Here is a 19,448-nt window from a genome sequence, read left to right on the forward strand (position 1 = left end):
CTGACTTACATAGATTTATAGTGAAAAATTAAAGGGTAATATGAAAACTAATACTATTCAATATGAAATTAATTTGCATTATTATATAAGTGTTTACTAAATTATACTTTTTTATATACTAAATATAACATAAATTTCAATTATAAGTAATGATGATATATGAAGAAAATTGAAGGGGTTTTAGTGGAAATAGGAAAATTAACCTCATAGAAAATCTATGAGGTTAATTATAATATTCTCTTATAAATTGGTGTCAAAGATATTAGGAGTTGCCATTTTTAATTTCAATATAATATTCATATCTTTCTGCTACATAATTGCAAATGGTATACTCAATTATATTATTATTAATATCAAAAGATTGTCTTTTTAAAGTCAAAATAGGATCTCCAGGTTTAATATTTAACAATTGGCTAGTTTTGTTGTCTGCTATAGCAGCAGAGATACGTTGAGTTATCTTTACCACTTCTACATTTTTTTCTTTTATCAAATATTCGTACAAAGAGCCATAATATACTTTATTATCTAAGCTCATGTCAAGTTGCTTTTTAAGATAGGTTTCAAATATCACTATAGGAACATCATTTGCACAACGTATTCTGGTAAGCTTATAGGCTTCATCACCATCATTTTGATTTAAATACTTGGATGTTTCACCAAAAGACTTAGTAATTACTATTTTTGCACTTTTGGTTGAAGGAACTATACCACGATCCCTTAATTCATTTGTAAAACTTTTAATTCTTATTAGGGGTTCTTCTATTATAGGGGGTAAAATGATAGTTCCCTTACCTTTAATACGTTTAATATAACCCTTTAATACGAGCTCACGTATTGCTTGCCTTACAGTTATTCTACTTAAATTATATTTTTCTACATAATCAAACTCAGTAAGAAGCAAATCGCCAGGTTTATATTTGTCAGAGTTTATTTCTATTTCTAATATCTCAGATAATTGTAAATATAATGGTTTTGCTCCTTTGGACTTATCAAACATATTTTACCTCCATAGCTATCGTACATAGGCTTTAATTGTAGCTATTCTATTTCCAATTGATTTTCCGCAAGGTGTAATCAAATATTCCTCTACGCAGGCTGGAATTATAAAAGTTTCAGCGTAATGTACTATAAAAGGTTCAAAACTATTATTGGGGCTTTCTACAATAGCTTCTTCTCCTTGGACTAAGTTTAAAACATTAACACTGCCATTTGTGATATGGTGAACTGTTTTGTCGAACCAATTTCTTCTAGTTTCGATAAATTCTCTTTCATGTAACCCTGTCTTTTCTTCAATACAGTTGTTTTCAGTATTAATAATATCTATTTTATTTATTAAATTTGCCTTTACCCAAGTCGTGTTTCTATCCCATTGAATTACTTTTTCACCGTGCTTCAAATGAATTGGCCTAGGCAGTCCGTCGAGTCCCAATCTTCCCCAATCCCATAATTTAAAAGTAAATATATAAGGAGTTGCACTTATTTCCAAAATCATTGCGTTGGATCCAGAACAATGAATAGTTCCAGCAGGAATTAAAAAGTGATCATGTTTCTTAGCTGGAAATCTGTTAATATATTTTCCGTCTGGGAAAATCAATTCTCCACTTTCAGATTTTTTTAAATCAGATAACATTTCTTCTTTGTTTATTCCATCTTTTACTCCTAAATAAACAGTGGCATCTTCCTTCGCATCTAATATATAGTAGCTTTCATCTTGAGTATAATGCATACCAAAATTTTCTTGTATATATTCTGTTAATGGATGAACTTGCAATGATAGATTTTGTCCGTTTATGGTATCTAACAAATCAAATCTAATTGGGAATTCTGTTCCAAAACGAGCGTGAACTCTTTCACCTAATAACTTTTGTGGTTGAAAAAAAACCAGATTAATTGCAGGAATTTGAATTTTTACATCTCCGTACTTTAAATATAAACTATTTTCTTCAGGAACGCCATCGAAACTCCATGCAAAATTAGGCTGTTTTTCATCTAAATCAAAGTGCTTTTTCATCCACTGACCTCCCCACACACCTACATCAAAGTATGGGACCATTCTAAACGGTCTATGGACAAGTTGACGGAGTCCATCTCTAAGGGCTTCGCCTGAAACTAGTTTTGGTAAATTGCTAATATTTGTATCCAAAAGATAATCTATTTTATGAAAGATTTTCTTTTTATGTCTATCTGCTAAACGCCATTCTACAAAGTATCCTCTCTTATATTTAGATAATATTGGAGCATCATAATTATCCGTGTTCCAATTAGCCAGACCATTTCTATATCGCGTTTGGATCTCCCAACGAGTAAGATCTGCATAAATCAATATATCCCCTGATGTAATTAAAGAAGCACCCACCCCGTATACTAATATAACGCCTTCAGCTACAGCATCTATTTTATTTCTATATATTTGGAGTTTGTCCTCTATAAAGAATTCATCGAATTCTTTTGTTGATAAAACACCAAATACTCGATCTTCGGTTAAATAATCTTTAATCATTTTCGTTATAGTATCACCGTCGATGCAACATTCATTAGAATTTATAATTAGAGCGGGTTTTAATTTTTTAAATTCACATAAAACTTCGATTTCGTTTACTCCGGGATAGCAATCTATTACAATGATAGATTTGCTTTTTTTTGAGATATCACATTTAATTTTATTTAAAATATTCTCGTAACCTTCTAATGCAGATTCATCATATCCAAAAATTTTATTTTCTGGAAATTTATCATAATTTGACATGAAACTCACCTTCCTATTGATTAATATTACTATCATATTGTTTTAATATTAACATATGTTATAACATATATCAATTATATTTAAATATATATATAGAACAATGGATATAATTACTAACATATATGGATATGTTATAACCTTATTAAATAATGTTATAAAGAAAAAGGACTAAAAACTGAAAAAAATGTATTGACAACCATTACATAAGGGACTTATAATCAAAACAAGAATTATAGTTGATATGTAATTACATATGCATAATTTAAAGGAGGAGCTAATGAAAAAAATACTTATTGTGAGTCATGGTACACTAGCAAAAGGAAATTATGAGGCAGCTAAGATGTTTTTTGGAGAATTAACAAATGTTATTTATTTGTGCCTAGAAGAGAACATGGGAATCGAAGACTATAAGAAAAAGCTAACAGATGTAATTCAAGACATTAGTGGTTCGGAACAGATAGTAGTACTATCAGATATAAAAGGTGGGTCACCTTATAATTCTGTAGTAAGTATTTTATCTGAAAAAGGGTTGTTAAAAAAGTCGAAAATATTAACTGGGTTAAATCTGATCATGTTAATAAGCGTTTTAATGATTGAGAATGAAATTACTGAAAAAGAAGTAATCGATATAATAGCTACAGCTAGAGAGGGCATAATAAACTTTAAAATAGAGGATAAAGGTCAAGATGAAGATACAATATGAATAAAGGAGTGAATCGTAATGAGCATTAGCTTTATAAGAATTGATGATAGAATTATTCATGGGCAAGTTGTAACCAGGTGGGCAATGGAAAAACCTTGTGATGGTATTATTGCTGTGAATGACAAAGCTGCAAATGATCAAGTATTAAAAACAGTTCTTAAGTCAGCATCTGATAAAAAGACTTTGATTTTTACATTAGAAGAATTTTTAAATAAAAAGGAGCAAGTTATTAATAGCGAAAAGAAGTATTTTCTTATTACGAAAGAACCTATGACAATGGCAAAAATACTAGTAGATAATGATTTAAAGGTAAATATAAAAAAAATTAATGTGGGTCCGCAGAGTGCTAGAGATAATACTAAAAATATTAATAATAATGCTGACATTACAGATGAAGAAGCATTGGCTTATGAAAAATTGTTTCAAAAGGGATATGATATAGATTTTAGACTTGTGCCAGATGGCAAGAGTGTACTTTGGAATCAAGTAAGAAATAATTTTATAAAATAAATATTAGAAAGAGGGGGAAAAAGTATGACAGTAAGTATTTTACAGGCAACAATTATAGGAGTTCTTGCTTATTTAGGATCACTTTCAGTTCCTTGGATTTTAGGTCTATCTGGAGGATGGTATACATTAAGTAGACCACTAGTATCTGGTTTATTGATAGGTATAATTCTAGGCGATGTACAAACAGGAATAATAGTTGGTGTAGCAGTTCAAGTTGTATATATTGCACTTGTTACTCCAGGTGGATCAATGCCTCAAGACTTAAATTCTGCTGCATATATAGGAGTAGGGCTTGGCGTATTAGCTGTTAAAGGTGGCGCATCTGTAGGATCTGCTGTCGCAATTGCTACAGCTGTAGGGGCTGTAGGTACAATATTTTTTAACTTTATGATGATAACAAATTCTTTTTGGAATCATAAAGCCATAGCCTGTATTGAAAAAGGTGATGAGAAAGGATTGAGGTTTAATCATTTTGTAGGTCCTCAAATAACAACTTTCTTATTAAGATTTATACCAACTTTTACGGTGCTATATATGGGATCATCAATTGCAACTAATATTTTGAATATGTTTCCTACAACTTCATTTGTAATGAGAACTCTTACTGTTTTAGGTGGGATGCTCCCAGCAGTAGGTGTAGCGATTCTTTTAAGACAAGTAATTAAGAAAGACTTAGAATTAATACAATTTCTATTTGGATTTACATTAGTTGCAACTCTTAAAATAAATATGATTTCTCTTGCATTTATTGGAGCTTTCTTCGCTTATCTCTATTTTAAACAAAGTACATTGAAACCAAGCTTTAGTGGAAAAGATGATGAAGAGGAGGACATATAGTATGACACAGATTATAAAAAAATTAGATAAAAAAACACTTAGAAAATCTTGGTTTTCATGGTATATAGGTAATTTATCATCCATGTCTTATGAATGGTTAGAAGCATTTGGATTTGCAGTTTCTATGATGCCTGTTATAAATAAGCTGTATGGAGATAACAAGGAAGAGAAACAAAAAGCCATGAAAAGACATTCGACATTTTATAATTCTGAACCACAACTCGGATCTGTAATTAACGGAATAGTGTGCGGAATGGAAGAAGAGCGTGCAAATGGGGCTGAAATTGACGATGAAGTTATTAATAGTATAAAAATAGGGCTTATGGGACCATTAGCAGGAATTGGGGATGCGATGATTCCTGGAATGTATATACCTCTACTTATATCTATTGGTATGGGACTTTCTGAGGGGGGAAACCCTTTAGGACCAATCTTCTACATTGTAACATACTTAACAACCATAACAGCTTTAAGTTATTTTGTATTTATGAAGGGATATAAGTTAGGAACAAAATCAGTTGATCTTATTGTTGGGGAAACGGCTAAACGTGCAAGAGAATCTTTCAACCTTTTAGGAGGAATTGTAGTTGGTGGTGTAGCTGCTTCTTTTGTAAATGTCACAACCAGTTTGGTAATAGATACTGGTGCAAAAAAAGGGATTGCAGTTATGGGTATTTTAGATGGAATTTTCCCTAAACTTTTACCATTAATTTTAGTTCTATTCTGCTGGTGGTTAATGGCTAAGAAAAAGATGTCATCATTAAAGGTTATGGGGATACTTGTAATTTTATCTTGCATAGGAGTAGCACTTAAATTTTTCTAATAATTAAAAATGAGATTGAGTCTGGTACTCAATCTCTATGTTTTACCAGTGTTTAAGTAATAATTAGTGGAGGTAAATATTATGGATTGTAAAAAGGAGATAGTTCAAAGATACTCAATGTTACTTAGGATTAGAAAAATGGTTATTACTCTTGCGGTGTTAACATCTATATTATTGAGTATATATTTTTTTACGAGGAGCTTCATAGGTGGAATATTTAGTTTAACAATACTTCTATTTACATCAGTTAGTTTTATTTTATTTGTTACTATGTGGATTTCTATATTGCCAATAAAAAAAAATGTTCTTCTTTTAATAAAAAAATCTGAAAACTAAGTTATTAACAATAGTGAATTTACTAATATTAATAATAAGTGGAGGCTAAAAATGAAATTTAATCCAGGATTTAATATAGAATATAAATCTAATCCATTGGGTTTTATATATGGTGATGGAACATTTGGACCAAAAATTGAAAATAGGTCAATTAATGATATAAGAAAAAGTTTGATAGATAGCAATTGTAGCGGACCAGAAATAGTTTATTCTATTGCTATGGATGTAGGGAATGTTAAAGATAGAGATGAAATGATAAAGAGAAGTTTGTTATATGGTGCTGTTACTTATTCAAAAGGTAAACTGGGCAAAGAACCAGTAAGGTCTCAAGGACACATCCATTGGGTATCTCCTTCCTGTGGAACTTCTACGCCAGAGTTATATGAAATATGGGATGGTAAAGCTATAATATATATGCAGGAAACTGCTAAAGACAACCCTAAAAGGTGCTATGCTGTATATGCAGAAGCTGGCGAGGTTGTGCTAGTACCGCCCAATTGGGCTCATTGTACAATTAATGCTAATCCACTTGAAAATATGACGTTTGGAGCATGGTGTGTTAGAGACTTTGGTTTTGATTATGAGGATGTTAGAAAACACGAAGGGGTGGCGTGGTTTCCAATATTAGACGAAGCTAACAAAATTAATTGGGTTCACAATTCCAACTATATGTTAGGCGAACTTATCGAAAAGGCTCCTCGAAACTATACGGAATTTGATTTGAAAAAAAACGTTTCAATTTATACCCAATTTCAAAAAAATCCAAATGCATTTCTATTTATATCAAAACCCTATGAATCTGGAGTGAGTTGGGATAACTTCATACCATAATATTTATTGTGATTACAGTATTTAGTTTTAAAATATGTAAATTAAACAAATTAAGCCTTCTAAAAGATAGGAGTGGGTTAAATGAAAATTTTAGAACCTATATTATGGCATAAAATGCAAAATGGTATAATTGAAGGAGAAGGTGTAAAACATACAAAAAAATACCTAAAAGATATATTTAAAATATACAAGGCAAATTATAAACTAGAGGGAATAGATGATAACACTGTAATGTATGAAGTCTATTCGTACTCTGAGGGAAAAGAGGTACCTGGTAATTTAAATTGGGGATTAACTGTTATGAGCCCTGTAAGGATTAATGGAGAATGTAATATGACAAAAGGGCATTATCATGAGGATAGAAATTGTGTAGAATATTATTTTGGAATTTCAGGCGAAGGACTTTTATTATACATGAATATAGCTGGTGAAATGTGGGCAGAAAAAATACTTCCAGGCTCTCTTCATTATATTGATGGGAATTTAGCGCACAGATTAGTAAATATTGGTGATAGTCAATTAAAAGTAGGGGCATGTTGGCCTTCATCTGCAGGTCATAATTATGAGGATGTTGAAAAAAAAGAATTCCCAGAGAGGATTTATAAGGAAAGTGGAGAAATAGTTTTTAAAGATAGATAATAATAATATTTTTTACTTGAATAGTTAAGATTACTTGTGATATTTTTATATTAGTGAATAAAGAATGGACGGGGAGATGAACATTATTATAATAGAAAAATTTGAATTAAATAAGAATAGTTCAATTCCTTTGTATTTTCAATTGCAAAATCATATTATAAATAATATAAAGAATAATAAAATAAAGGAAGGTGATATGCTACCAACTGAAATTAAAATCAGTAATATTCTTGAAATCAGTAGACCTACAGTTAGGCAAGCTCTAGCTAATTTGGTAAATGAGGGATATTTAAATCGAATTAAAGGTAAAGGTACTTTTGTTACAAAGCCTATAATTACTCAGGAATATACCAGTATTATCGAAAGCTATAATGTGGAAATGTCTAAAAAAGGATTTATACCTAAAACTAAGGTTTTAGAGCTAGAGGTTATTGATGCAGATGAAAATATATGTAAAAAACTTCAAATTAAAAACAGTGATAAAGTAATTAAATTAAAAAGATTACGATATGCAACCCAGCAAAACGACAATAGATATAAACCAGTGTTAGTAACAACAGTGTATATGCCATATAAGTTATTACCTGAGTTAATAAGCTATGATTTTGAAGTTTTTTCATTTTATGAAGTATTAGATAAATACAATCTCTCAGTAAAAAATGTTATTAGGGAGTTGGAAGCTAAAAGGGTAGAACAAGATGATATTGCAAAGCTTTTGGATATCGAAACTGGCGCGGCAGTACATTTTATAACTTCTATTGGCTTTTTATTAAATGGAACTCCTATAGAATATTCTGAGAGCACTTATCCAGGAGAAAGAAATAAATTTATTATAAAGATATCGAAGTAAAAGAATATCTAAGAGGCAAACATGGAAATAATGAAATAATTTATTGAAGAATTACAATCAAAATTTTAAACCCATCGAATTCGACGGGTTTAAAAAAGATGCCACTTGCCACGTGAGTGGCACCTTATTTTACTTCCATAAAATAATCATTTCCTTCGGTTCCAACTTCACAAGCCTTTTTTAAGAGTGCTGTCGACGATTCAAGTAGTATACACATATGTGTTATTTTTTCTTGTATAGAATATAAACTGACAAAAAATATTTTGTTAAAACACTTGACAAAATATTTTTTGTTACGTAATATGTAAATATAAGGAATGTAGGAGGTGCTAAGTATGAAAATCATCACAGGGCAAGCAGCAAGAGGAAAAAACTTTTTCAAAAGGCCTGTTTTAATAAATAAATTATGGAGAAAAATTGATTCAGACAGTAGCATTATAATCTCAGCTCCAAGGAGAGTTGGAAAAACATCTTTAATGAGATATTTAGAAGATAATCCAAAGGATAAATACTATGTAGTCTATGTAATCACTGAGTCAGTACATAATGAAAATAAGTATTATAAGGAAATTGTAAAGGCAATTTTAAATTGTGATTCAATAAGGAAAAGAGATAAAGTAATAAATTCAATTAAAGATTTAGCTAAAAACATTTTTAAAAGTGTAGAGGAAGTTGGTATAGATTCCGTTAAGTTTAGCAAAATTACTGAATTCGATTATTATGAAAAGTTTATAGAAATTATGAGGTCTATTGATTTAGACGGTCACAAATTAATTATAATGATAGATGAATTTGCTCAAACAATAGAAAATATTCAACAAAAGGAAGGCGCCGCAGCTGCAGTTCAGCTGCTTCAAAGTAATAGAGCATTAAGACAAAATAGTGATATAAATAGTAAATTTCAATTCATATATACGGGTTCCATAAGCCTAGAGGGCATTGCTAGAAGAATGGACGCTTCAAAGTTTATAAATGATCTGGATATATTAAAAGTAACTCCGCTAAGTGAAGAAGAAGGCAAAAATCTTGTAAATGAACTACTTAAAGGGCTTTATTTTACAATGGATGAGGATACTATAGATCATATGCTTTATGAAATTAAGTGGTTAATTCCTTTTTATATTCAACTTGCTATGGATAAAATTCTGGATATTTGTGATGAAGAGAATTTAAATGCTATATATAATAACTCAGTTGATATAGCAATTAAACGTATGATAGAAGAAAATAATAAATTTAGCAGTTGGCATGAGAGGCTTAAGGTGTACAAAAATAATGACTATAAGTTCATTATAGAAGTATTAAACATAATATCCATAACCGAAGCTAAAGTGATAACTTATAATGAAATATATGATTTAGCTGTAGCATATGATCTTGAACAAACATATAAAGAACTCTTAAATACTCTTATAGATGATGGATATATAAATAATGATGAGGAAGGGAAATTATATACATTTACCTCTCCTATATTAAGAATGTGGTGGTGTAAAAAAATTGCAAACTAGTAGTTTAAGCCTTTATAATCCCAATAATTTAACCCGGGAAGAATTAGTAGATAGATTTGTAATTAGAAAAAAAGAATTTCAAAAAATTTACAAAGACATAGTGGATTCTGACATGAAGTACCCAGAGCAGCATTATATTATAGAAGCTCAAAGAGGCTATGGTAAAACTACCCTGCTAAAAAGATTATACTTTGAAATAAAAAGATATAGTGAATTAAAAGCAAGGCTTATTCCAGTTATTCTACCAGAGGAGCAATACAATATACGTAGACTATTTAAACTTTGGGAGGTAACGGCGCAGCATCTTGAAATGGAAAGTGATGAATTTATAGGGCTTTATGATGAAATGGATAAATACTCAAAGCAAGATGACTATGAAGATATTTGCTTTAAAATTCTTGAGGGAAAACTTCAAGAAAAAAATAGAAAATTAATACTTCTAATAGATAACATTGAAGGTATTCTAAAGAAGTTTAAAATCTATGAGCAGCAAAAACTTAGAGAAATTCTCTTAACTTCTGCTGAAATTCGAATTATAGGAGCATCTTCAGAGATCTTAGGGTTTACTTATGATTACAATAAGCCCTTTTATGACTTCTTTAAGCAGATTAAATTAAAAGGATTAAATGCAGAAGAAACTGTGGAATATCTTAAAAAATTAGGTGAGATTTTCAATGAAAAAGATATAGATGTGATACTTAAAAATAATCGTGGGAAAATAGAAGCTTTAAGGCGATTAACCGGTGGTGTGCCAAGAATCATGATATTAATTTTTGATATTTTTATAGATAATAGTGCACCTGTGTTTAAAGAACTAGAAATATTAATAGATAGGGTAACACCTATTTATAAACATACAATGGATAGGTTATCTCCAGTGCAGCAGGAAATTGTTGATGTTATAGCTTTAAGTTGGGATCCCGTAACCACAAAAGAAATAGGGGACAAAATAAGAATGCAAAGCAAAGAAGTATCAGCACAGCTAAATCAATTAGAAAAAAGTGGAGTAATAAACAAAATACCTGTAAACAAGAAAAATTATATGTACCAAATCAAAGAAAGATTTTTTAATATATGGTATCTAATGAGGTTTGGAGGAAAAAAAGAAAAATATAAGGTGCAATGGCTTGTAGATTTTATTGAAACTTGGTGCAGCAGAGAAGAACTAGAGGAAAAAGCATATTCCTATCCTATGGCTGAAAATCTTGCAAGAATAAATATATCTAGTGATGATTTTGATATTATCTATACTTTAGCCCAAAACTTACTTTGGAATGATCAAATAGAAGAATCCTTAGAAAAAGCTCAGTTATTTTTGCAATTAGCTAATAATATTGATAAATATAATAAGTATATTAATGAATATTTCATATTCTTAATGGCTAGAAAACAATATAATTCATTATTTAAACTTTTTAATGAAAATGAATTTATGCTAAAGGATAAATATAAGCCTACTTATTATGCGATAATGTACTTTATGAAAAATCAGAATGAACAATTTGAAATTGAGTATAGGAAGGTGGGTGAAGAATTAGAGGAAACTGTTGAAGAAATTATTGAAGAAGTTAAGAAGCGGGAAGAAAGATATAGGTAAATGAGACTTAATCCAAATAACTATCATATAGTTGTATGAACAGTTGCAGACCCACTTGTATCACATATGAAATCTATAATGAAAAAATAATTAAGAGACGGTAAGCCCAGGGATTACCGTCTCTTTCTCCTTTAAAATATAGTACCGATCAATAATTTAATATTCCGCGCAAAAGCATATGTTGGTTATACTATTTTAAAAGCATTGGAAACTACTAATATTTCTCAGGTCCATTCCAAAGTATCTCCAACCATTTCTATCCCAACGAAAGCCTGCTACAGATCTAGGGCCCACAAATGTAAGCCAAGCCCAGAATCCACTGCCTCTACGTGGCCAAATATATACGAATCTAAAGGTACAAGGTCTAATTGCACCTGGATCTACAGCTAGAGGAGTGGCACTAAGTTGTTGTGCTTGAGACTGTGATGGTGTAAAGTTTGGAGGACCAGAAGATGGTGCTCCTTGATGCCCTTGAGACCCTTGAGACCCTTGAGACCCTTGAGGGAAGAATGGAAAAGGAAGCATTTGCCTATATGGAGATGTTAAGGGAAGATCTTGAGTTTCTAGTTCATACATATAGTTTTGATAAAAAGATCTAATAGTATCCTCATCGATATACATTAAATTAACTCCTTAAAGTATTTACGATACAGTATATGATGATTTATAAGTTTTTGTTATTAAAATTTCACTAGATTACCTGCTAAGAACAAGGCCTCAACCTTTTCAAGGTGAGGATTATTTTACGCTACCACCCTGTCTATCAAAAGCAACTCCAGGAGTTCGAATTCCTTAGTTACCCTTCGAAAATGCATCTCAGGGAGGGTCTATTAGTTTTAGAAAACAGGCGTGGGATATTCTTCAGCAGCGTATTGTTAGTGTAACAAAATATTTATTAGATTTATGGCTATAAAAGTTATTTATAAAAAAAGCTTGACGATATTACTAATTAGTAATATATTATAGGTATGGATAAAGAAAAGAATACTTATGGAGAATTAGTAGATTTAAATTTAAAGGCATTAATAGCATTAAGTAGATGTACTCAAAATGTTCATAAAAGAGAATATAAAACTATTAAAGAGGGAGGGTTAACAGTTTCTCAGTTTGCAGTACTTGAGATTTTATATCATAAAGGAGATTTAAAGGTCTGCGAAATAATAGATAAAATTCTTTCCACTGGTGGAAACATGACTGTTGTTATAGATAATTTAGTTAAGGTAAATCTCGTTATGAGATGTACTGATCCAAAGGATAGACGAGTTAATTTGATAAGTATTACTGAAGAAGGGAAAAGCCTCATGAGTGATATATTCCCAAAACATTTAGAAAATATAAATGAAATCTTTAGTTACTTAACATCAGATGAAAAGAAAAATTTAATAAGTTTACTCAAAAAATTATCAGGTGTATAAATATTTACACCATATATTTTAACTATTTACTACTAATTAGTAATAAACTAATTAGTTATATAATAATTAAGAAAATTATTTAATGAAAGGAGATTTTACAATGTTAAGAAAAATAGAGAGTGAAAAAATGGGATGGAGTGATCTTGGATGGCTAAAAAGCAAATTTCATTTTTCATTTGCGCAGTATTATAACCCAAATAACATGGGATTTGGAGTATTAAGGGTAATAAATGATGATTTAGTTAATCCTCATACAGGATTTGATACCCACCCTCATCGAGATATGGAGATTATATCCTATGTTATTGAAGGAGAATTAACCCATGGTGATAGTATGGGAAATAAAGGTACATTAAAACGTGGTGATATTCAATACATGAGCGCTGGTACAGGTGTTTATCACAGTGAGCATAATTTAGGAGAAAATACAGCAAGATTCCTTCAAATATGGATACTTCCTGATAAAAATGGACATAAACCAAATTACGGTGAATATAGATTTGAATGGAATGAAAGAAAAAATAAATGGCTCAATATGGTATCAAGTAATCAAGGCAATGCAAGTATAAAAGTTAATCAGGATGTAAATATATTTGCATTGCAATTAGATGAAAATAATGAAATAGATTATTCAGTTAAAGCAGATAGGCAAGCGTATTTAGTTCAAATAGAAGGAAGATCAAATATTAATGGAATTACTCTAAATGAAAGAGATTCATTAGAAATCGTTGAAGAAGATATAAAAATAAAGGCAGAGGTACTTTCACACTTTATTGTTGTAGAGATGAGAAAGTCAGAAGATTAATATTAAATTACTCATAAGTGAATCATCTTATGATTTAGTTAGATATAAATAGGGATAGATTAGCTTGTATTTGTAAATAATGAAAAAATAATAGTTAATAAAAATTGGAGGAATAATAATATGAAAAAAGATTTTTACACTGCTGTAGCAGACAGACGTTCATTTTATGCAATTAGCAAAGAAAAGGTAACAACAGACGAGGTAATAAAAGAAGTTATTCAGCAAGCCGTAAAGAATACACCATCACCATTTAATGCTCAAAGTGCAAGAGTAGTTTTACTCTTAGAAAAACATCACGATAAATTATGGGATATTACAAAAGAAACTTTAAGGAAGATAGTTCCTGCTGACCAGTTCGGAGCTACTGAGGATAAAATAAATTCATTCCGTAATGGATATGGAACAGTTTTATTCTTTGAAGATGCTAGTGTAATTGAATCTCTTCAAAGTCAATTTGCTCTTTACGCAGACAATTTCCCAGTTTGGTCTCAGCAATCAAGTGGAATGCATCAATTCGTTATATGGACTGCCTTAGAAATGGAGGGTTTTGGTGCATCATTACAACACTATAACGTACTCATTGAGGACGATGTAAAAAAAGAATGGAATATTCCAAGTAACTGGAAACTCATTGCACAAATGCCATTTGGAAAACCAACAGCACAGCCTGATGAAAAACAGTTCCAACCATTAGAAGATCGCATTGTGGTATTTAAATAATTTGTATTTTAATTAACCAATAAAAATGTAAATGAAGGGAATGTAGGTAGATTTGTTTAAACAAATCTACTTGCATTCCCTTTATATTTAAGTTTCAAGGTTCATTTGTTAAACCTCACTTACCAATATCAGTATATTATGGTAGTCATTAATGTTAGACATAGATATCCTTTTATATTGGCCAAATATATAAAACAAAATTTGTAATATTAGTTTTAAGTAGGTCGGTTAGCACATAAAATGAAATGTAGATTTAAAAATGACACGTACTAATTATTTATTTTGGTGTAATTTAAAGGAGTGGGGTAGCATGGAAAATGAAGTAGAAAAGCCAATAATAGGGCTAATAAAAGTGCACAAGAAAATTGTTATAGGTATTATAATTTCTCTTTTTACTTTACTTGTTATATATTTTGGTATGGCAATATATTTCAATAATCATTTTTATTTTGGCTCTGCAATAAATTGCATTAATGTTTCAGGCAAAAATGTGGAAATAGTAAATAAGCAAATGGCGTCAGAGCTTCAGAATTATGTGTTAAATCTAAAAGAACGGGGCGGTAAAAACGAACAAATTAGAGCCGATGAAGTTGGTTTAAAATATAATTCAGATGGGCAATTTAAGGAATTAAAGGATAGACAGAATCCTTATAAATGGATTTCAGTATTTTTTAATTCGGATGCTTCTAAAATGATAGAAGGAGTTAAATATGATAAGCAATTATTAAAAGAACGATTAGACACGCTCTCTTGTTTTGATAGCGTTAATATAATTGAGCCTAAGAATCCTAGCTTTAAGTATATAGATGATGGATATGTGATTGTAGATGAAGTTAATGGAAACAAGGTTAATAAAGAAATTTTATACAAGCATGTATCAGATGCAATAATTAATGAGGAAACTACAATAGATATGGAGTCAATTAATTGCTATGTTAAACCACAATATACTTCAACTTCTCAAAAAATTGTTGACGCCAAAAACACACTTAACAAATATGTATTTTCAAAGATTACCTATACTTTTGGAACAAACAAAGAACTTTTAGATGGTACTACAATAAATAAGTGGCTTACAGTTGATGAGAATTTTAAAGTAACATTTCATGAGAGTGAAGTCAAAAATTATATAGACGTACTTTCTACCAATTATAATACAATTGGTAAGAGTAGAAATTTTGTTTCATCATCAGGAAAGACAATAAATGTAGTTGGTGGTGATTATGGCTGGTCCATTAATAGAGCTAAAGAAACGAAAGATTTAATTTCGATTATAAAAGAAGGGCAAACTATAGCAAAAGAACCGGCATATATTCAAACTGCCTTAGCTCATGGCAACAATGATATTGGGAATACCTATGTAGAAATAGATCTTACAAAACAGTACTTATGGTTTTATAAAAATGGCTCGCTAATATCAAAAGGAGATATTGTTACAGGCAATGTAAGCTCTAATCATATAACACCAGGAGGTATTTATACATTAAAATACAAACAAAGAGATGCTGTCCTTAGAGGATCAGGTTATGCTGCTCCTGTTACCTTTTGGATGCCCTTTAATGGAGGCATAGGAATTCATGATGCAAGCTGGCGAAGTGAGTTTGGAGGAAAGATATATAAGACAGATGGTTCCCATGGTTGTATAAATTCACCATACTATTTAGCAAAAGCAATATTCGATAATATTGAGGTAGGCATTCCAGTTGTTTGTTATTAATAAGTATGTCTTGACAAACATATGCTTTAATTTCATATTTGTTTTTCACTTGCAATGAGTTTTCAATAAAAAAGCTTATAGATATGCTGGTATGAAGAACAGCATATCCTAGTTCATACGCGCAAGGCCCAGCTTTATAGCATTTGTAAGAGCTATTTTATTTCTTATCTTCACAATGATGTATGTTATAAAATAAATCTATTGGATTAATTGACAATATATAACATATATCATATAGTATACAGTATATAATATACGTGGAAACAAGCGTATTGAGCTGTTAGAAAACACGGGGAAAGATATACTCGTTGCGGCTTATTTAAGAAAGGAAGATGAAAATATATGCATTTGACCTTTATTAACGGCATACCTAATGATGAATTTGAAATCCATTGGTAGAAGTATATCTCAATACAAAGAGTTTGAAACAGTCGATAAACTTAAGGAGCGGTGAATGAGATGAATTGGATAGAAGAATTAGTCTTACAATTAAGAGATTTGAATATTGATAAAAATGTTATTAATAGAGCTATGCAAAACTTTGTTGACGAATTTAATAGTAATCTAGACAAATATAATATAGTAGATATTCGAGCAACAACAGATTTAAATGAATATATTGATATAAAGTTTTATAAAAAAATTGAAATAAAATCTTCTAATAAAAATGTTACTTTTACCTTATTTAATAAAGACAGACTTATGCAAAATATATCTATTAAAATAAGTATTGCCGAAAAAGTTGGGGGTTACTTTATCCAGTACATTAATACGGAAGAACGTATCCCAAAATTGAGAGCATTTATTGATGAAAATACTATTGATGGAATTTTTCAAGATTTATTTGAATTAAATGAAGAAGTAAAAGCTATAAATGAAGAAATAATCAATTAAGAGCATCCATTTGGATGCTTTTTTACGGATAAGTTTCATTAGTAAGGATACGGAAAATTGTCTCCCATATTTTATACAATAAAAAAGAACTGATTATATTCACCAGTTCTTTTAAGGGGTAATATTAAATTTATATCTAATTAAAGGGGGGACTCTAATTAAAAAAAATTAATTACTTTCTATGCATTTATAATAACAATTCTATGTGTCATTATAGTGACAAAATTAATAATTAATTGTAAATTAAAAAGAGGACTAACATCTATGACTTATTCCTTGCGATAAGTCATATTTCATTTGCTATTCCTTATAAATCTGAATTTTGAAAATATAATAAATATTTGTGTATTTTGAATAAAAAAAATATTAGTTAATATGTGTCACTTAAAGTACTGTTTTTGGGGTATAATAGATTAATAAAATAACAAATGATACCTTGCAAATATTCCTTGCTAATATTAATTTAGAAGGTAGCAGTTAGTTTTAAATGTAGAAGGTATAAAAAATAAAAAAAAGATGGTGAAAAATATGAAAAATGAAGTAAACAAGAACATGGAATTAATGAAAAAAGTTATTGAAGAAAAAAAAGCAAAATCTTCAAAGCAAAAAAACACTAAGAGAGCACCAATTTACGGACCACAAAGTCCAATGTCAGGTGGTCAAGGCTTATTTGGTAAATAATCTATATGTATAAAATAAAAATTATCGTAATTAACAAGGGAATTCGAACAGATTCCCTTGTTAATTTTTTTATTCTACAAAAGGCTGCTGTCATTATAAAATTACAATTTTAATCTTCATCCTTCGCAAACACCCCAGAGGTATTTGATAAGTGCTAGGAACTTGCCTGAATGAAAAAATTAAATGTTGTAAAAATTCAAAATAATGATTAAAATTAACAAAAGGATATAATTTTTACACTAAATGAGGTGCTTGAATATGGATATTAATAATGAGTTTTGGGTGAAGGAAGTACAGAAAAATTTTGACTAAATATGTTACTTAAGATGTTTAAAATAATAATACAAGAGAAGGAGTGTTATCTTGAATAAGCTTCAAAGCAGCAGCCATAGAAAAATCCCTCTTTTAGATAAAATAGGCTATGGGTCCGGAAACTTCAGTGCAGGTATTTCTGGCCAAGTTATAGGAACCTATTTAGTGTTTTATTGTACAGCTATTCTTAATATCCCTGGTAGCCTTGTTGGTTTAGCTGTAAGCCTAAGCATAATTTGGGATGCCATCACTGATCCTTTAATGGGATACTTTTCAGACATGACTAAATCTAAACTTTTCGGAAGGCGACATCAATATATACTTATAGGGGGTATAGGCCTAGGTATATCTAATTACCTTTTATGGAATATAAACTCAGGATTATCGGATTATTTAAAGTTTGCTATTATATTCTTTCTAATACTAGTAATCAAAACCTTCAGCACAATCTATGTAACTCCTTATACTGCTCTTGGTGCTGAATTATCTAATGATTACAATGAACGAACTAGCATTCAAGGGATTAAAACTATTTTCTTTCTTCTTGGACTTGCCTTTGTATCAGTTTTTGGAATGTTTGTTTTTTTTCGTTCTACTCCAGAGTTTCCTTCTGGGCAACTAAATCCTGGTTCCTATAGTTCTATGGGGATTTTTTCCTCAATTCTAATTATTATTTTTGCCCTTATTTGTTTTTACTCTACGAAGAAATATATTCCTATCCTAAGTGGGCATGCTGTAAAGGGAACAGGCAATGCAAAACTAAAAACTCTGCTGTCAGCCTTTAAGGAAATTTTTCTTAACAAAAGCTTTAGACATGTGGCTTTTGCATTTATGTTTACAAATATAGCTTCAGCACTGGTTGCAAATACAGGATTACATGTGTTTACCTACACATTTTCACTAAGTAGCCAGCAGATTGCCCTTATCGTTGGAATACAGCTTTTTGTTTCCATATTATCTCAGCCTATATGGGCCCTAGCAGCTAAAAAATTAGATAAGAAGCCTTCAATGATTTTAGGTATTATACTTTGCATTATAAGTAGCTTACTTTTTCTTATACTAGTGGTTATGAAGCAACATATAATGGGTAATGGATTTTACTTCATTCCATTTGCAGTACTTGCAGGCTTTGGTACAGGAGGATTGTTTACGCTACCTTTTTCAATGATTGCAGATGTCATTGATTTAGATGAACTTAATACTGGAAAAAGGTCTGAAGGGAGCTATTACGGTTGTCTAACATTGTTTTATAAACTCTCTCAATCTATAACCTTGCTACTTATAGGTTTTGTATTAGATTTAGTTAAATTCGATGCCAATTTGCCCCATCAAACTGAAAGCACCGTAATTATTCTTGGCTTAATGCTAAGCATAGGCTCAGGTTTAAGCTTTATAGCAGCACTTGTAAGCATCTCAGGCTATAATCTTAATAGATCCAGCGTTGAGAATATTCAAAAGAAGATTGCTGAAAAGTTGAATTCTTAAAACATTTTACCACCTACACAAAGCCAGGTGTAGGTG

20 protein-coding genes are annotated in these 19,448 nt (G+C 30.3%); 17 read left to right on the forward strand and 3 right to left on the reverse strand.

Going from position 1 to position 19,448, the window contains the following annotated elements; translation table 11 throughout:
• Positions 1-262: 262 nt before the first annotated feature.
• Positions 263-997 (reverse strand): GntR family transcriptional regulator, encoded by a 735-nt coding sequence (locus G9F72_RS03705; RefSeq protein ID WP_164958574.1) that lies wholly within the window; start codon positions 995-997, stop codon positions 263-265.
• 15 nt (positions 998-1,012) lie between these two features.
• Positions 1,013-2,746: a class I mannose-6-phosphate isomerase gene (locus tag G9F72_RS03710; protein ID WP_164958573.1), complete on the reverse strand. Its 1,734-nt coding sequence runs from the start codon at positions 2,744-2,746 to the stop codon at positions 1,013-1,015.
• Between the two features lie 277 nt (positions 2,747-3,023).
• Here G9F72_RS03710 and G9F72_RS03715 point away from each other — a divergent pair, with 277 nt between their 5' ends.
• The 10 genes from G9F72_RS03715 (at position 3,024) to G9F72_RS03760 (ending at position 11,383) form a co-directional block, all read left to right on the forward strand.
• Positions 3,024-3,449 carry a PTS sugar transporter subunit IIA gene (locus G9F72_RS03715; protein ID WP_164958572.1) on the forward strand — a complete coding sequence of 142 codons (426 nt, stop codon included), beginning with the start codon at positions 3,024-3,026 and terminating at the stop codon, positions 3,447-3,449.
• 18 nt (positions 3,450-3,467) lie between these two features.
• Positions 3,468-3,959, forward strand: coding sequence for a PTS system mannose/fructose/N-acetylgalactosamine-transporter subunit IIB (locus tag G9F72_RS03720; RefSeq protein ID WP_164958571.1), 492 nt, complete (start codon positions 3,468-3,470; stop codon positions 3,957-3,959).
• 24 nt (positions 3,960-3,983) lie between these two features.
• Complete coding sequence (locus G9F72_RS03725; protein WP_164958570.1) at positions 3,984-4,796, forward strand: PTS mannose/fructose/sorbose/N-acetylgalactosamine transporter subunit IIC; 813 nt, start codon at positions 3,984-3,986, stop codon at positions 4,794-4,796.
• 1 nt (position 4,797) lies between these two features.
• On the forward strand, positions 4,798-5,619 hold the full coding sequence (locus G9F72_RS03730) for a PTS system mannose/fructose/sorbose family transporter subunit IID (RefSeq protein ID WP_202054876.1): 822 nt from the start codon (positions 4,798-4,800) through the stop codon (positions 5,617-5,619).
• 81 nt (positions 5,620-5,700) lie between these two features.
• Positions 5,701-5,955 carry a hypothetical protein gene (locus G9F72_RS03735; protein WP_164958568.1) on the forward strand — a complete coding sequence of 85 codons (255 nt, stop codon included), beginning with the start codon at positions 5,701-5,703 and terminating at the stop codon, positions 5,953-5,955.
• Between the two features lie 51 nt (positions 5,956-6,006).
• Complete coding sequence (locus tag G9F72_RS03740; RefSeq protein WP_164958567.1) at positions 6,007-6,786, forward strand: glucose-6-phosphate isomerase family protein; 780 nt, start codon at positions 6,007-6,009, stop codon at positions 6,784-6,786.
• A gap of 81 nt (positions 6,787-6,867) precedes the next feature.
• On the forward strand, positions 6,868-7,425 hold the full coding sequence (locus tag G9F72_RS03745; protein ID WP_164958566.1) for a glucose-6-phosphate isomerase family protein: 558 nt from the start codon (positions 6,868-6,870) through the stop codon (positions 7,423-7,425).
• A gap of 76 nt (positions 7,426-7,501) precedes the next feature.
• Positions 7,502-8,275 carry a GntR family transcriptional regulator gene (locus tag G9F72_RS03750; RefSeq protein ID WP_164958565.1) on the forward strand — a complete coding sequence of 258 codons (774 nt, stop codon included), beginning with the start codon at positions 7,502-7,504 and terminating at the stop codon, positions 8,273-8,275.
• Between the two features lie 335 nt (positions 8,276-8,610).
• Positions 8,611-9,786 (forward strand): ATP-binding protein, encoded by a 1,176-nt coding sequence (locus G9F72_RS03755; protein ID WP_164958564.1) that lies wholly within the window; start codon positions 8,611-8,613, stop codon positions 9,784-9,786.
• Entirely contained in the window at positions 9,776-11,383 is a 1,608-nt protein-coding gene (locus tag G9F72_RS03760; protein WP_164958563.1) for an ATPase, read from the forward strand. Before G9F72_RS03755 ends, G9F72_RS03760 begins: the two co-directional genes overlap by 11 nt.
• A gap of 195 nt (positions 11,384-11,578) precedes the next feature.
• Here G9F72_RS03760 and G9F72_RS03765 read toward each other — a convergent pair whose 3' ends face one another.
• Entirely contained in the window at positions 11,579-12,004 is a 426-nt protein-coding gene (locus G9F72_RS03765) for a hypothetical protein (RefSeq protein ID WP_164958562.1), read from the reverse strand.
• Between the two features lie 347 nt (positions 12,005-12,351).
• Here G9F72_RS03765 and G9F72_RS03775 point away from each other — a divergent pair, with 347 nt between their 5' ends.
• The 7 genes from G9F72_RS03775 to G9F72_RS03805 all read left to right on the forward strand — a co-directional run bounded on the left by G9F72_RS03775 (position 12,352) and on the right by G9F72_RS03805 (position 19,412).
• A complete protein-coding gene (locus G9F72_RS03775; RefSeq protein ID WP_164958561.1) occupies positions 12,352-12,798 on the forward strand; it encodes a MarR family winged helix-turn-helix transcriptional regulator in 447 nt (148 codons plus the stop codon).
• Between the two features lie 100 nt (positions 12,799-12,898).
• A complete protein-coding gene (locus G9F72_RS03780) occupies positions 12,899-13,603 on the forward strand; it encodes a pirin family protein (RefSeq protein ID WP_164958560.1) in 705 nt (234 codons plus the stop codon).
• 120 nt (positions 13,604-13,723) lie between these two features.
• Entirely contained in the window at positions 13,724-14,323 is a 600-nt protein-coding gene (locus G9F72_RS03785) for a nitroreductase family protein (RefSeq protein WP_164958559.1), read from the forward strand.
• 310 nt (positions 14,324-14,633) lie between these two features.
• Positions 14,634-16,040, forward strand: coding sequence for a L,D-transpeptidase family protein (locus G9F72_RS03790; RefSeq protein ID WP_164958558.1), 1,407 nt, complete (start codon positions 14,634-14,636; stop codon positions 16,038-16,040).
• A gap of 459 nt (positions 16,041-16,499) precedes the next feature.
• Positions 16,500-16,934, forward strand: a complete 435-nt coding sequence (locus G9F72_RS03795) for a hypothetical protein (protein WP_164958557.1) — start codon at positions 16,500-16,502, stop codon at positions 16,932-16,934.
• Between the two features lie 528 nt (positions 16,935-17,462).
• Positions 17,463-17,615: a hypothetical protein gene (locus G9F72_RS03800; RefSeq protein WP_164958556.1), complete on the forward strand. Its 153-nt coding sequence runs from the start codon at positions 17,463-17,465 to the stop codon at positions 17,613-17,615.
• Between the two features lie 363 nt (positions 17,616-17,978).
• The gene (locus tag G9F72_RS03805) at positions 17,979-19,412 is read left to right on the forward strand and encodes an MFS transporter (RefSeq protein WP_164958555.1); all 1,434 of its coding nucleotides are present in this window, start codon (positions 17,979-17,981) and stop codon (positions 19,410-19,412) included.
• The last annotated feature ends 36 nt before the right edge of the window (positions 19,413-19,448 follow it).

Origin of the sequence: Clostridium estertheticum, assembly GCF_011065935.2 — a bacterium.
Classification (GTDB): Bacteria; Bacillota; Clostridia; order Clostridiales; family Clostridiaceae; genus Clostridium_AD; species Clostridium_AD estertheticum_A.

Excerpts from the sequence above, each read along its gene's own strand:
- G9F72_RS03705 (WP_164958574.1), bottom strand. The coding sequence starts at position 997 with ATGTTTGATAAGTCCAAAGGAGCAAAACCATTATATTTACAATTATCT.
- G9F72_RS03710 (WP_164958573.1), bottom strand. The coding sequence starts at position 2,746 with ATGTCAAATTATGATAAATTTCCAGAAAATAAAATTTTTGGATATGAT.
- G9F72_RS03715 (WP_164958572.1), top strand. The coding sequence starts at position 3,024 with ATGAAAAAAATACTTATTGTGAGTCATGGTACACTAGCAAAAGGAAAT.
- G9F72_RS03720 (WP_164958571.1), top strand. The coding sequence starts at position 3,468 with ATGAGCATTAGCTTTATAAGAATTGATGATAGAATTATTCATGGGCAA.
- G9F72_RS03725 (WP_164958570.1), top strand. The coding sequence starts at position 3,984 with ATGACAGTAAGTATTTTACAGGCAACAATTATAGGAGTTCTTGCTTAT.
- G9F72_RS03730 (WP_202054876.1), top strand. The coding sequence starts at position 4,798 with ATGACACAGATTATAAAAAAATTAGATAAAAAAACACTTAGAAAATCT.
- G9F72_RS03735 (WP_164958568.1), top strand. The coding sequence starts at position 5,701 with ATGGATTGTAAAAAGGAGATAGTTCAAAGATACTCAATGTTACTTAGG.
- G9F72_RS03740 (WP_164958567.1), top strand. The coding sequence starts at position 6,007 with ATGAAATTTAATCCAGGATTTAATATAGAATATAAATCTAATCCATTG.
- G9F72_RS03745 (WP_164958566.1), top strand. The coding sequence starts at position 6,868 with ATGAAAATTTTAGAACCTATATTATGGCATAAAATGCAAAATGGTATA.
- G9F72_RS03750 (WP_164958565.1), top strand. The coding sequence starts at position 7,502 with ATGAACATTATTATAATAGAAAAATTTGAATTAAATAAGAATAGTTCA.
- G9F72_RS03755 (WP_164958564.1), top strand. The coding sequence starts at position 8,611 with ATGAAAATCATCACAGGGCAAGCAGCAAGAGGAAAAAACTTTTTCAAA.
- G9F72_RS03765 (WP_164958562.1), bottom strand. The coding sequence starts at position 12,004 with ATGTATATCGATGAGGATACTATTAGATCTTTTTATCAAAACTATATG.
- G9F72_RS03775 (WP_164958561.1), top strand. The coding sequence starts at position 12,352 with ATGGATAAAGAAAAGAATACTTATGGAGAATTAGTAGATTTAAATTTA.
- G9F72_RS03780 (WP_164958560.1), top strand. The coding sequence starts at position 12,899 with ATGTTAAGAAAAATAGAGAGTGAAAAAATGGGATGGAGTGATCTTGGA.
- G9F72_RS03785 (WP_164958559.1), top strand. The coding sequence starts at position 13,724 with ATGAAAAAAGATTTTTACACTGCTGTAGCAGACAGACGTTCATTTTAT.
- G9F72_RS03790 (WP_164958558.1), top strand. The coding sequence starts at position 14,634 with ATGGAAAATGAAGTAGAAAAGCCAATAATAGGGCTAATAAAAGTGCAC.
- G9F72_RS03795 (WP_164958557.1), top strand. The coding sequence starts at position 16,500 with ATGAATTGGATAGAAGAATTAGTCTTACAATTAAGAGATTTGAATATT.
- G9F72_RS03800 (WP_164958556.1), top strand. The coding sequence starts at position 17,463 with ATGAAAAATGAAGTAAACAAGAACATGGAATTAATGAAAAAAGTTATT.